Source organism: Variovorax sp. PBL-E5, assembly GCF_901827185.1.
Lineage (GTDB): Bacteria > Pseudomonadota > Gammaproteobacteria > Burkholderiales > Burkholderiaceae_C > Variovorax.
The window spans coordinates 272267-285777 of record NZ_LR594672.1; the positions used below are offsets into that span (position 1 = coordinate 272267).

At 61.4% G+C, this 13511-nt stretch carries 13 protein-coding genes; 10 read left to right on the forward strand and 3 right to left on the reverse strand.

Going from position 1 to position 13511, the window contains the following annotated elements; genetic code table 11:
* From WDLP6_RS29040 to WDLP6_RS29065, 6 genes are all read left to right on the forward strand, one after another.
* Positions 1-729 (forward strand): hypothetical protein, encoded by a 729-nt coding sequence (locus tag WDLP6_RS29040; protein ID WP_162570810.1) that lies wholly within the window; start codon positions 1-3, stop codon positions 727-729.
* A 2106-nt stretch (positions 730-2835) separates the two neighbouring features.
* A complete protein-coding gene (locus tag WDLP6_RS29045; RefSeq protein WP_162570812.1) occupies positions 2836-3411 on the forward strand; it encodes a hypothetical protein in 576 nt (191 codons plus the stop codon).
* 92 nt (positions 3412-3503) lie between these two features.
* Complete coding sequence (locus WDLP6_RS29050; RefSeq protein WP_162570813.1) at positions 3504-3938, forward strand: hypothetical protein; 435 nt, start codon at positions 3504-3506, stop codon at positions 3936-3938.
* A 54-nt stretch (positions 3939-3992) separates the two neighbouring features.
* On the forward strand, positions 3993-4529 hold the full coding sequence (locus tag WDLP6_RS29055) for a DMP19 family protein (protein ID WP_162570814.1): 537 nt from the start codon (positions 3993-3995) through the stop codon (positions 4527-4529).
* 495 nt (positions 4530-5024) lie between these two features.
* The gene (locus WDLP6_RS29060) at positions 5025-5687 is read left to right on the forward strand and encodes a hypothetical protein (RefSeq protein WP_162570815.1); all 663 of its coding nucleotides are present in this window, start codon (positions 5025-5027) and stop codon (positions 5685-5687) included.
* Between the two features lie 55 nt (positions 5688-5742).
* Positions 5743-6501: a hypothetical protein gene (locus WDLP6_RS29065; protein WP_162570816.1), complete on the forward strand. Its 759-nt coding sequence runs from the start codon at positions 5743-5745 to the stop codon at positions 6499-6501.
* Between the two features lie 291 nt (positions 6502-6792).
* On the opposite strand, the gene WDLP6_RS29070 is transcribed toward WDLP6_RS29065, so the two are convergent.
* Both WDLP6_RS29070 and WDLP6_RS29075 read right to left on the reverse strand, forming a co-directional pair.
* Entirely contained in the window at positions 6793-7497 is a 705-nt protein-coding gene (locus tag WDLP6_RS29070; RefSeq protein WP_146039519.1) for an SHOCT domain-containing protein, read from the reverse strand.
* An 18-nt stretch (positions 7498-7515) separates the two neighbouring features.
* Complete coding sequence (locus WDLP6_RS29075) at positions 7516-8013, reverse strand: hypothetical protein (protein WP_068674398.1); 498 nt, start codon at positions 8011-8013, stop codon at positions 7516-7518.
* A 207-nt stretch (positions 8014-8220) separates the two neighbouring features.
* Between WDLP6_RS29075 and WDLP6_RS29080 the strand changes: the two genes are divergently transcribed.
* The 4 genes from WDLP6_RS29080 to WDLP6_RS29095 all read left to right on the forward strand — a co-directional run bounded on the left by WDLP6_RS29080 (position 8221) and on the right by WDLP6_RS29095 (position 12696).
* Positions 8221-8613: a hypothetical protein gene (locus WDLP6_RS29080; RefSeq protein WP_068674532.1), complete on the forward strand. Its 393-nt coding sequence runs from the start codon at positions 8221-8223 to the stop codon at positions 8611-8613.
* Between the two features lie 80 nt (positions 8614-8693).
* A complete protein-coding gene (locus WDLP6_RS29085; protein ID WP_162570817.1) occupies positions 8694-9656 on the forward strand; it encodes a hypothetical protein in 963 nt (320 codons plus the stop codon).
* A gap of 66 nt (positions 9657-9722) precedes the next feature.
* Positions 9723-11843, forward strand: coding sequence for a GYF domain-containing protein (locus tag WDLP6_RS29090; protein WP_162570818.1), 2121 nt, complete (start codon positions 9723-9725; stop codon positions 11841-11843).
* Positions 11844-11868: 25 nt separating this feature from the next.
* Entirely contained in the window at positions 11869-12696 is an 828-nt protein-coding gene (locus tag WDLP6_RS29095) for a hypothetical protein (protein WP_162570819.1), read from the forward strand.
* A 25-nt stretch (positions 12697-12721) separates the two neighbouring features.
* On the opposite strand, the gene WDLP6_RS29100 is transcribed toward WDLP6_RS29095, so the two are convergent.
* Positions 12722-13375 carry a hypothetical protein gene (locus WDLP6_RS29100; protein ID WP_162570699.1) on the reverse strand — a complete coding sequence of 218 codons (654 nt, stop codon included), beginning with the start codon at positions 13373-13375 and terminating at the stop codon, positions 12722-12724.
* Positions 13376-13511: the final 136 nt, after the last annotated feature.

Consider the following 13511-nt stretch of genomic DNA (forward strand, 5'->3'; position numbering starts at 1 on the left):
ATGTCCGACGACTCTCTCGCAACGTTTACCCGCCGGCTGTCGGCCGAGTGGCTACCCGCCTATTGCAATTACTCAGCCCGGCAGTATTCGCCGGCGGGGTACAAGGCGATATCCAATAAGGTGACGACAGCTGATGCCAGGGGCTTCCTCCGCGCGCTGGATAGCGGCATCGTGGTGCACGGGAAACGTGGCGGATACCGACTGCCCCACGGCAAGACCGAGGAAGTGATTTTCTGGGAGGGTTCCAGAGACGCCGTCCCGAGGAGCATCACGCCTTGGCTGGAACCGGTCATTGCCATTAGCTCGGTGGCACGCCTCCATTTCGAACTTGGATGGCCCGTGACCTGCTTGGCACTGCAGTCGGCCAAGTGGGAATTCGACCTGACCGCGTCTCTTCCCGGCAACCTGGAGACGGAGTACATCGCCGGCGAGGTCAAGAAGACCGAGAAGGAACTCGACGCGCTCATCGAGCATATGCTCAACCTGGCTCCCCAGTCCGAGGTGGATGAGAAGTCCCTGACGGGCCCGAAGCTGAACGCCTACCGGAAGTTGAATCGTCGTCGCGCACCGTTCTTTTGGGCCGTGGGACCGGGGGGTGTCAGCCACGCATTTGCTGTCGTGCACTCACCCGAGTTGAAGATATTCTTCACCCATGTGCCGCTAGACCGGCTGGCCTGCCCAGGTAGCGTTGAGCCGGCACGCTCTGAGACGGACGCGACCGGCTGGTAGAGCTCTACAAGACTACTCAACGCTCGCGTTGCGGCCAATACCGGAAGTTCGTCACGACCCTCCAGTTCCGCTAGCGTTGCCTTGATTGAAGGCCTATTGACCGTGGCGCGGTCGATAAAGGCCTCCACACGAACGAAAACGTGGCCCATCGCGGGGGGCGCCGAACTCCCTTCTCGAGGGTTTCACGTGAAGTTCACCGGGAACGCACGGTGCGGCTCTAACGTAGCGCGTGCATTCGGTGTGAAGTGCAAGACTGGGGAGATTCTGCTTGTGACCCGTTCGACGATGAAGCTCGCTGTGCCGCTGTTGCTGACCTTGACCGTTGCAGGGGCGGCGGCAGGTTCGTTGTTGGAAACCAAAGGTCCAGTGCTCGCCGGTTCTGTAACTCGACCTGAGTGCAAAGAGGCGCTCGTCATTGCCCAAGCAGCGTTCGCATCGGACTCGCCTCGTCTCTACGCTCCCTTCTTGCTGCCGTCCGTCCTGTCGAGCGAACTGGTGTTGGGAGCGTCAGAACTCGACCTCTCTGGCGGCGACGCGCTTCAGGTCGATGAGACGATGTTTGAGAAGCACCGTACACCGGATAGCACCATCGCCAGAGCCGTGTATTGGCAGCGGCATGGAGAACATGGGCACCGCTTGATTGTGCAAGAAACTCCGCGCGGGTGGCGCGGAGATGCATATTCCGCCTTCATCACGCCCGATGAGCAGACTGTTGGCGACTTCGTTGCGCGTCTTGGCCAACCCGCGCAGCGGGGGTCGAACGGCGAGATTCTCTCGGGCGTGTGGAGGCCCCCCCCTGGTATTCAGGCACGGCGCATCAGGGGCACTCTGGCTCATCGATGTGGGGCAGCCTTTTGTCTTTCTCGCAGCTTGGTCTGTGTATGCGCTCGAACGCGGTCCTAGCCCAAGTTGCCGAATTGACTTCCGGCCGGCGTCTGCAAAAGATGCGAGTGCGCTGCTCCCTGAGCCGACAGCCGCTCTCGTGCGCCTGCTGGATAAGGCAATCGGGTCCGGTGCGGGCGAAGGTACGCAGCAACCAACGGCGTGGATACAGGTGGACGTTCAGCACACGCTGGCGAACGCCGCGCTGCGTCCGTGGGCGGTTCAGCAACCGTTCAACTCGAGGAGCGAGGTGGATTCCGGGCTGGCCGAGTGGGCAGGCAAGGATACGTATAACCGTCAATTGTTCCAAGCGTTTGGGATGAAGTATCCGGCTGCAGAGAGGGCGCTTGCGGCTCACTATCGGCACCGCTTTCACCTGGGGCGGAGCCAATCAAAGCGGATGGCGGCGTACTCGTTGGACGTCGCATTTCGCTCTCATTTCACGTTTCCTAAGGAAAATACTAATACTCCAGGGGGGAACCCTGCGCCGGCGAACCCCTGGCACAGTTTCAATCCACCTCGTGACGGCTGGTGACCTCCATAGGCAGAATGTGGGCCATCAGGGACAGTCAAGCGCGACGTCCGAAGCGCGTGCGCTCTGTCCTGAGGCCGGTCACGATTGCGCCTGCACTACGTACAGGCAGCCTGCCACTTTCGACTACCGATGCCTTCAATTGACCACGTCGAGGAGCACCTGCCAGGACTGCAACTCGCCTTCTTCGAGATTGTCTGGCCTGCGTTCGATTGGCTTGGAGCAATCGGTCTGCGCCCCGAGCCAGGCCATGTAGTGTCGGTGCAGCTACGGGCCTCAGAGCTTCCGACTAAAGGTGACCTCGATGACTGTAAACGGCTCCTTCGAGACGTTCTAGACGCGGCGTTCGCCGGTGTGAAGGTCAAAATCCACATCACCAAAGACAAACCTGGGGCAGAAGTTAAGGGTTGGTACCTCGGTATGTCGCCGGACCTTTTTAAAGTCATCGCGAGTTCGCATGCACCTTGGCGTCTTGAGCGCGGTCGATAGCCTTAGCGGCGCCTGGAGGCCTTTGATATCGGTCCGCAGCCGTCCGAAGCCTTCGTTCTTGATGGCGTCTCAATTCCAGTTCAACTGAACTGCAACAAAACGCGCCTCTTCCAGTTGGCTTTCGATGCCGTCCGGGTTACATTTTGCTGACATAAATCGGCTGCGCGAACCGTGCGCGGCCACGAACGAGGAGCGCCGTAGCAATGATTTGCCCGCAATGCGAGGCTGAAAACACGTTCGCGGCCGCGCGCTGCACCGACTGCGGGAAACCCTTCGGTCCGTCACGCGACAATCGGGACGAACCAGCCTCGCGTGCAAGCGAAGTCGCACCGGCATCCAACGTGACGCGTCCCAGTTCTTCAGCGTCACCAGCCGAGGTGCTAGGCCAGCCGCAGAACCTCGACTGGCTCGTCCGCTATGCGCTCTGGGGCATGCCTGTCACGTATATCGGCTTGGTCGCAGCATCCGCGTTTGGGCTGAAGCCGCCAATGCTTGTTTTCAAGGTGCTCCTTGGAGGCGGCGCTCTATGGCCGTTGCGCGCGTTGCTCAAGAAGGAACCCAGCAACGAGCGCGCCCTGGTCGCAAGAAAGTTCGGGCGCATCCAAATGGCCGTGATGCTCGCCGCAGAACTGACCATGATTCCCTTCATGTTTGTGTTGCCGGCCCAATCTTGGTTGTTGGTCGGGGGAATCTTTTTGCTCGTGGCTTTCGGTGTGCATCTTGTAGTCGGTGTCATAGGCACACGTCGCCTCAGAGGCTTTGCACAGCTCGGCGGATAGCTCGCTGGCGCTGGCGGCGACGAATTGCTTGCGCGGACGCCTCCAACCGGCCAAGACCGGACCTTCGACCCTACCCTCTGACTTCTCAAAACATGAGCCAACTCTGCACCTTCGCGGGCGTCCGCATCGCTCTCCCCAACGGCTGGGTCGACATCAGCGACGACATGCCCGAAGGAACACCGCCCACCCTGGCAAAGCCGGAAGGGGTCGGGGCACTGCAGTTCTCTGTAGGACGGTATCTTTCCGGCGCCAACCCACAAGTCAGCCCGGACGACCTTGACGCGATGCTCAAGGAGTTCGCCGACACACGTTCTCTTGGCGTGGCTGCGAACGTCGAACGAGGCAAGTCCGCGAGCCACTATGTCGGCGGGAGCTTCCTGCATGCAGGCGACGTGATTCGCGCCTGGTACTTGACCAACGGCTCCGACGTGGCACTTGTCACCTACGTGGCAGCCGCTGAAAGCGGCGATGCCGCGGGCGAGCTCGCTGACGCGGGCACTATCGTCAGGTCCGTTGATTTCGGCTGAACGTCAAAGGGCAAGATGCGGCCACAACCGGCCCTTCATCCGCATTTCCTATTCATGCCGAACATCGAAGACTTTTCATCGTTGAGCACGGAAGAGTTGGTGCAGGCTTTGTCCATCAGCCTGTACGAACCTCCCCTAAATCGCCTTCGAGAAACCTTGGCATCGCGGCCTGAGGTTTTTCGTGTGCTGACGCTCGTACTCGACTTCGATACCGAGGTCTCGATGAGCGGGATTCTCGGATTCTTGGAAAATTCCACCGGCCAGTGGCTCAGCGAGACCATTGAAGCCTTCGACCTCATCAGTGCCAACGAAACCGCCGGCATCCTTCGCCGCGTTCACCAGGCGATGAATCGACATGGCATAACCCCAACGACCTTACGTTCCGAAGTGAATGCCGGAACGCTGTATGACGTTGTTTCGTTCGGCGAGCTTCATGGAGCGAAGAGCCAGGCCATGTCTCGCGAAGTGATGCAGATTGCCGGCGACCTCTACGTCGGCAATCCTGGTTCGCAGGAGGAACCTTGGCGCCTGCTCTATGAGTATGTTGAGCCAAGGCGTCAGCAGCTCTTGGATGTGCTTAGTCAGATTTGACTCCGGCCAGGCGACGAACTGCAACAGCCGCTTTGGGGCAACGGCTACTTCCGCTATGGGCCTGCCCAGAAGTACGGCGCCGAGAAACCGGATGTTCGAGGCGTATGACGGGTTCGTGCCCGTTGCCGTCGCAGCTGTACCTCGACATCGGAGACAGCTATCCGCCACCTAGCGGTCAAACAAGCATTACCGCGTCATTGCCCCGCGCGCACTTGCGCTGCCTGAGGCACCGCTTGCGAGGTCGTACTTTGACGCCCTGGTTATCGCAGCCGACTGCCGATGCGCGACCTGGAGGGCCAAGGTACCGGCCGCCCAGGTTGGTCAGTTGGGCAGCCGTAAGTTGCCGACGTGGATGCCTTGCGCCGTCGCCGGCAAGAAGTCGGCGCACTCGTTAATTTGTGCCACGACGAGCGCTCATCAGGGTGCGCAGGGGCGCGCCGTCCTGTATACACTGCCGCCACCAGAAGAACGAACGGCCCATCGAGCCCTAGCTGAATGCAGAACTCAGGCGAACAAGCGAAAGCGCAGGGCCAAACCGCCACGCAGATGGACCAGGGCGCTGAGGCGCCAGTCCAGGATGGTGGGGTGCCATCCCAATCGTCGACCGAGCAGGCCGGTGCGTCCACTGCGAAGCCAAACTTGGCCGCAATCGCGGTGGCGACAGCAGTCGCTTTGGTGGTTGTCTATGGCATCTTTCAGGGCTGGTTTGGCACCAAAGTGACCCCCGCAAGGCTGGCAGGCACCTGGGAGTGCGACGGCCAGGGCCGGCCCATGTACGAGTTCGACCCCGCCGGCACGTACACACAGTCGACAATTGGCGACCCGAATTCGTCCGACTCGGCGAAGCGGGCCAGCATGGAGGTCAAAGGAACGTTCGCCATCTCGGGCGGTGAGGTGACCATGACCCCAAAGCGCGTGCTCGCGGCGGTAGAGCCCCAAGACCTCCCTCTGTTTGCGCCGGCCATGCGGTCCGGGGCCATCCGCCTTCTTGGCAGCAACACCTTCGAGATTCTTCCTGGCCAGGGCAGCACCACGATGAGTGCAAAGCTTTCCGACAAGACACTGACCTTCCGGGTGACCCGGCGCGTCGACGCTCGAGGTTCGGTGGTCAATCCGCCCGCGGGCGCCTGGCAGCCATTTGAGTGCACCAAGGGATAGCCCGTCGAGGGCTTTTGGTCTTCAAGAATCAATGAAACAAGCAGGAGGAGCGTTCATGAGATGTTTGGCTTTAGCGGCATCGTTGCTGCTGGTGAGTTCGTTTGCGGCCGGTCAATCGCGAGTCCCTGAGAAACTGCGGCGCAGCGCCAGTCCCGAAGCCATTGCGGCCCTGTCGGAGGCTTCCGGAGAGAAGCCGGAGGTCATCAGGGCCATCCAAATGTTCAGGACGCAGCTTGAAAGCATCCGCGCGACGCGGGAAGACGAGCTCGAATTCAGCCGGGAAGAGGTCGCGGAATTTCATCGAAAAAACCCGAACTTCAAGCCCGACAACGCCGACCAACTTCTGCTGGTTTGCTTCGACTGGAGGCCTGTTGCTCAGCAGGTTTCTGACATAGTCCCCTGGATACTCTTGCTTAGTTCCTATGGGCCTTGTTTCGAGCAGGGGTCCGCGAGTGCATACGTGGTCAATCGTGCCTTGGTCAAAGTCGCGATTTTCAAAATGCGAGAGCTCGCGCCGAGCAGCTGGTCGACTCCCTGGCCAGGGGAAAAAATCGACCGAGTCGAGAGCTATATCTTGGGAAGCAACAAGAAGAACATCGAATTGCTCGCCGAACTGATGCGCAAGGAAGCGGTGGCTGCCATGTCCCCCGCCCAAAAGGCTGCGCATGAGAAAAGCGAGCAAGCTCAAAAGGCGGCAGGGCGCGCGAACATGTGCCAGTTCATGAAGGCAACAGTCGACCAGGCAATCAAGGCAGGTGATAGAGCTTCGGCCGAAAATACGCTTGCCTCGATGTCGTTGCACGGCTGCAAGTAGTACCAGCGCTGAAGATGCGTTGCCTACAGGGCAGTCCTCTTCGCGCTGATGACGAATGGCCAATACCTTGATTTCCCGGCCTGGAATGAGGATGGCAGGCGCTGCTGCCCTTCGTACATTGCGCGGCATGGCATCACAAACCCGCCGGAGCGATGCAGCATCGAATGGCGCTACCGGGCATCGCAGCGCGTGCATCCGCACTGGCGCCGCCTCCGCGCCATAGGAGCCCGAGCTCGGCGGCTCGTCCGGAAGCTGGGAACCCGCCCCGCGTGCCGAACTGCGAGCAAGCTGCTAGCCGAGCCGCCCCTCCTGCGCACTTGCCAGCACGCGAGCCTTTGCAAGGTCGAACTCCTCTGCCGTCAGAATGCCGTCTGCGTGCAAGTTCGCCAGTTGCTCCAAGCGCAACATCATCTTGGCGGTTGCATCGCTAGCCACCGCGTTGGCTATTGACTCGGGTTTTGGGCGCATCAGGCTCTGAAGCTCGGGGCTGCTAGATGCCGTTATGAAATCGAAAGCGGTTCTTCCAGTGCTGTCAGGATGGTCGGGCTTTGCGCCGGCTTCGAGAAGAAGCGGGATGCAAGAGAGTGCCTGTTCCGAGACGGCGTATTGGAGAAAGCCGCGCCCTGTTGGCAGTTCGTCGTATGGGTGAACTCGCCCGGCCTGCAGCGCAGTGCGAATGACCGAGGGGACGTCATGTTTCAGCGCGTCGCGAAAGTCCTCGATGGCGGATAGCTTCTCGGTACTCAATGCCGTGCCGTCACCATAGCTGACCGGCGGGATGTCCTTCGTGCCCCCGCGCCCGCCGAACACCATGAAAATGGCCCCGGTCACAGCCGCGGCGCACGCTGCGAGCAACAGGTTTTGTCGGTCCTGCATGAGGCCGATGTTGTTGACACGACTGCCGTAGCCCGTCGCTACGCTCGGGTCGAACACGAAGAGTGCATAGCCCCCGACCAAGACCGCACCAATGAACAGCAGCACTCCAAATGCCTTCATCCGGCTCTCCCGTGGTGCCTAGACCGCAGCCGACGGGATGAGCCTGGCCGCAACCGCATGCGCCTTTGTCGCCAAGAAAATCCCCACCGCCAGCTCCCCGAACCCAATCATCCCGTCGATGTGCATCCAAGGGTCCATCGTCGTGATGGGCTGCCCGTTGGCAATCACGATGGCGCACAGCGACAGGTACTTCAGCACTGCCGGCAACGCCTTGATGGCAATGACGAGCAGCCCGAGCACCACGCAGGCGACGACCAGGGCCTGCTGGCTCGGAAGCTGTAGCTTGTCTTCAAACCTCGTCTTCGGAACCAAGCGGTGCGCGACGGACATTGGAAACAGCCATAGGAGCGCGCCGGCTCCGACGTAGAGCCCGGCCACCAGATACGGCACCCACACGGCGTCCGGGTTATTCGACGCCTTCAGCGCCTGGGCGATGGCGAACGCCTGGAACGCGGAGATAGCGAGCCAGATTGCGAACAGGCGAGCGGCAAGGCCGACGATTTGCTGTGGAGTCATGAGCTGGCTTGCCGAAGTGAGGGGCGCATGTTGCGCAGACGAGTTACTGCTGGTAACATAAGGTTAGCACAAAAGTACCCACTGCCGGTGGCGAGTGCGCTCAAAAGAATGGAACGGCGGTACTCCCTACGGGAGGCGCTTCAGGAGTCGAGGGCTAAGGCACGTGCCGGGGACTACCGGTCACGCGCCGGGTTGGAGGAAATCGCGATGCAGACTTGGGCGAAGGTGCTCGATTGGATTGGTGTTGCCTGCTTCGGAGTCGGCGCGCTTGCCATGGCCCGCTACCCGCAGGCCTCTCCATGGGTCATGGTGATTCATCTGCTGCCCTTCGGCGCAGCGCTGATTGCCTTCCGGCCAGACTCCTCGCGCGTTGCCGTTGTAGGAGCGCTGGCGCTCAATGGGCTGTGGCTGGCAGGACTGGCCGCGGCTGTCGCTTTCGTCCTGTGGTCGCTTAAGGCCCGGGAGAGCCTGTTCATCGCCGTCTTCATCGCGGTGATGGCGACACCGTGCCTGCTCAACATCCTCGCGCTGATGTCATCCAAGAACCGAGCGGTAGCGGGCGAGTCGGCTGCGCACACGAGCTTCGCGGCGGCGGAATGATGTCGCGACAAGGCTCATTCTGGTGCCCGCCAGCGCGTTTTCCTCTGGCCGCATGCTGGCGACGTGAAAGTCGTGGCGCGATGTGTTTGATTGTTCCCGCCCTGGCGGCACTCGTCCTGTTGTCCAGCGCCGGCGCAGCAGTGGCCGCTTCCGAAGACATCGCTTTACGCGGCTGCTGGCGTAGTCAGCAGGTTCGAGTCACCCTGGCTGACGGAACGCACCGCGAGCAGAACGGCGACTGTGTCATTGAGTACGACGGTAGTCGGGCTCGGTCGACGTGCCACGGCAGTAACGGAAAGACGGAGACTCTGTCGAGCTATGTGCCATCCGGGCCAGGGCAGTTGCGGGTGACAACCCTCGACCCAGTAACCGGTCAGCCGAAAGGTCCAGCCTCTGAGCTGAACTATCGTATCGAAGACGAATGGCTTCTGTTTGAGCGCCAACTCCCGGCTTCTGCTCAGGCGAGCCCAACGGGAAAGCAGCCGGTTTCGTTGAAGTCGGTGTCAATCCGAGTCTCGTCAGGGACGACGAAGGGAACGGAGTGCCGGCCCCGCGGCGAAAACCCGCTGCGAGTGGGGCGCATGCCGACAAGTTCGCTGCTCTTGACACTGCCCACTGGCTGGAAGCCATGGAACGTCGACCCGGCGACCGACAAGAATCTTGGACCGGCAGTCAACTCGAACTTCTTCGTCGGTGCCTTCGTTCCTCAGAGTGCAAACTTCGGGTCCTCGGGTCCGGTTCAGTTCGTGCTCGTTCTGGACGACACGCGCTATGGGCCGATACCTGTGCGGCCAGCCCAGTTTGCCGATGTAAAGAAGCGATTCATCGGCGAAATGCCTGGGTCTCGGCTGAGTTGCGATGACCAAGACCGAGTATGCGCCAGTCTGCGAACTCCAAATGGCGCAACCACCTATACCGAGCTAGTCAATCTAAACGGGCGCGTGGCCATGGTCACTGCTGCCTCCCAGAACGATTCCATCGACACGCTGCGGAGGTACGCCGCGCGATTTGTGGAAAGACTGCGACTCGACAACCAACGTTGATGCCCCGGACGCTCTAGCGCCGAACGGGCCCTACTCACAAAAACACTGAAAGACTGAGGAGCGAATATGACCATGGAGCAGGCTGGCTCGCTGCTGCCGCTGTTGATATTCCTCGCGCTGATTGCCGGTTGCGTGTGGCTGGTACGTCGGTCGGCACGCCAAAGGGAGGCTCGCGGAGAGAGGCTCCACGGAACGAGAGGCTGGCTCGGCTTCTTTCTTGTCGCTTCATTCGTCCTTTCGCCGCTGATAGGTATTGGCACGCAATTCAGGAACTTCACCGAGGCGGAGGCGCGCAACCCCGCGCTCGTGGAGCTTCCAAGCTATGTGCAATACAAGGCTTTCTGCTGGTGCCTGATGCTGGGCATGATTGTCTGGCAGGTCTGGATGGCCAACCGGCTTCGCACGAGGTACGAGCCGGAGAGCGTGACCCACGCCAAGCTCTTTCTTGCCCTAAGTCCGTTCGTCATGTACCTCGGCGATGTGGGCGCTGCCTGGGCGTTCCTCAACGTGAACGCCGCGGGGGAGGGCGCTGCTCAAACGGTTCGCGGCTTCATTTCAAGCTTCCTCTGGTTTCTGTACTTCACGAACTCGGAGCGAGTAAAGAACACCTACTTTGGTGCCAAGCAGGCCGGGGACCTTGAGCCGCTCGAGTCTCTGCGCATGCGAGCACGTGGCCGGAAAGCGCTCGAAGACCGTCGAGACCCTGTGTTCGCCGAGGCCCCGTTGGCTGCGTTGCCGACGCCGGAGCAGACCGACACGCCCGCAGCAGACGCAGCCGAGCAGGTCTGGTGGTACGCAGAAGGCGAAAACAGGAGCGGTCCGCTGTCGGCAGTGCAGCTCGAGGAGCTTGTGCAGGCGGGCACCATCAGCATGACCACGCTGGTTTGGCGCGAAGGGCGCCTGAGCTGGAAACCCATGCAGCACATCCCGGAGCTGGCCAAGGGCCGGGCTGCGCCGGCCGCGGACGCTGAGCCTGGATTCCTCAGGCAAGCTAGGTTACGCGAACGCGCCGCCGGCGCGCCGCTGTGGACCGCAGCAATCATCTTGGCCGTGGTGCTGGTCGCGTTCGGCCTGGCCTTCCATCTGCCTGAGAGGGCGTCGCTGGCCTATGCGCTCGGAGTCGGCCTTGGCACGCTGCTGCTGCCAGTCGCGGTCGTCGTCATTTTCTCGCTCTGGAGCGACTACCCCAGCCAGCGCAAGAACCTGAAGGTCTTCGTCGGATGCTGCACGGTGCTGCTCGCAACCTCGGGCGCGACCACGCTCATGACACGCGGCTACGTGGAGCGTTGGCTCAATCGGGACCAGTTGACGGCGGAGGACCACCGTTCTCAGGCAATCAAATGTGTGCAGCTGCGCGACCTGCGATGCCAGGAAGCCAGCTGGCGCGAGTACGTACGGCTTCGACCCGACGACGCCTTCGGCGCCGCGCGCCTGGGCATGGTCCTGAACTTGCGTGACAAGCACGAGGAAGCCATCGTTCACCTCAGGAGGTCGTTGGACCTCGGGGAGGGTGCGTACGACCTCTTCGCGTTCTACGCCGACAGCCACGAGAAGCTGGGCCACACGGGCGACGCCATCGAATGGTCGTACAAGGCGCTGTCCGTGGCACCGAGCCTGGTCGACGTCAGAGGGCGCTTAGCCAGCCTCCTGCTCAAATCGAAGCGGCCCTACGAGGCGCTGTCTCTCCTGCAGGCCTACGACAACCAGTTGGAAGCAAAGGGCGTCCGGCCGTACTTCGTGGCGCAACGGATTTCCATTGAGACGGCTATCGACCAGGCCGAACCAGAGAAGACCTTGGAGCGCGCGGCGCTGCGGTTGCCGGCCTTCAGTGGTCACTTCTTCGCGCCAGTGACCCTGGGCTCGAGCAAGCCGCGGGCTTTCATGGTCGACACCGGCGCCAGCCGGACGAGCCTGAGCGACGCGATGCTGCGTGACACGAAGGTCGTCTACCGGGTGACCGAGCCGCAGGTGAAGATGCGGACAGCCGACGGCAGAGTAGTGCTGGCACGAGGCATCGTCATCGAGTCGATGAAGGTCGGGCCCTTCGAACTCAAGAACGTGCCAGCAATCGCGTGCGTCGATTGCGCCTCGCTGCTTGGCCAAGCGAGCTTGGCCCATTTCGACATGCAATCAGCGCGAGCGCAAGGGGTTGAGTTCCTGCTCCTGGCGCGGCGCGGACCTCAATAGTTGAACAAAGGAAGCGAGTCCTTCGATGGAAAACATGTTCTTTCCAAGGCTGCGCCGCCTGAGCATTGCGCTGCTCGCGGCGGTGTCGTTCGCGGCAGCCGCCCAGCAGCCAACGCCAGCTCGACTGCAGGCCGAGATTTCGCGGTGGATGCAGCGCTACGTCAGTGACGAGACTCTGCTCGAGAAGACAGTGACCAACTCGTACGGGCCGAACCTGGCGCCGCCGAAGCGCGAGGCAGTCAAGGCCATGTTGCGAAGAGTCATGCTGCACGAACGGATGGCGCCATATCTGACCAGGGTGGTGATGCCGTTCTACGGCAAGCAGCTCGGCGCGGATGAAAGCAAGAACTACGTGCTCGAGGCCGTGGTCGAACTGCAGGTGAAGGGGCTGCGCCGCCTGCCGACCGAGGTCCATGCGCAATTCCTGCGATACATCCTCGACATGGCTGCGGCCACTCAGCCTACCGTGTGCAAGGCGCTCTTCCTCGGGAAAATGGGCACCCAGCAGTCCGCCGTCTATGAGCGCCGGTACATGGCGAGCTTGCCGACAGAGAAGTTCGAGGCCGTTCTCGGTATGTACCAGGCGGCAGCGCTGGCCGAGCTTGATGGCTATCCCGACGTCAAGCCGCTCAACCCGACGCAGGCCAAGGCGGCCGAGAGCGCCTATGCCGTTGCAGTCAAGTCCCGCATCGCGCGCATGCCGCTAGGGCTGCACGCACGCGTTTCCGCGGACATTGAAGGTGGCGAACCGACTGAGGTGTGCGCGTGGTTCCGTGACACCGTTGGAGCGGCATTGGACCTGCATGAGCCTTACCTCGGGTGGTATCTCACCCGCTTCATCCAGGCCATGTGACGGAGCGAGGTGCGCGATGTCGTGTTTACGCCGGCAGTGGCTTGACGCGCCACCCACCAGGAGCGGTGAACGTGGCACCACAGCGCTGGCTCGGGCAGCTTTCTGCGTCAAGGAGCACGACGGTATCGCAATTCGGGCACGTGCCCTTGGGCTTCGCCTCGTAGGCCTCACGCTCGAGACGAAGTCGACCTTCTTCTGTCTTCAACTGCTCTACCCTCTCTCGCTCGATTCGCTCTGCAGCCAACTCGCCAGCGCGGCGGCCGGTATAGAGCGCTCTGGAGCGAACTTCATCGCCCAGAGCTTCTGTAAAAGCTTTTGCCCAGACCCCGGGCTTTCGCTGCGCTGAATCGCACTCGGCCATCGCTGCGGCGAAATCGTCATCTGTTGGCCCCACATGTGCGGGAGCGGAGGAGGACTTGGTTGATGCGTCGAACAGCGCAGCGGCATTCATGGCGCCCGACGAGGAATGCGCTGAGGTGCGGCCAGCACCAGGTGCCGGAGTCGATTCCCCTGTGGCAAGATTCTTCGAGACTGCGAGAATAATCCCTGCAATCAAGGGGCTGATGAGCAGGCATAGGAAGAACCATCCCCAACCGCTTCGGCCGCGGGTCGATGCCCAGATGCCGACCGCGATAGACAGGGGCAACGCAATCGTCAGCCAGCCTAGTAGTTGTCCCATTTCACGCTCTCCTCAGTTCCTGTTTGAATTGTTGCAGCACGAGAGTGCTCATTATCGTTCTGGCCGCACGATGCTGTTGGCAACCTAACGGCACAACGGCTTCAAGCGTGCAAAGGACGCCGCGGCTTTCGCCACA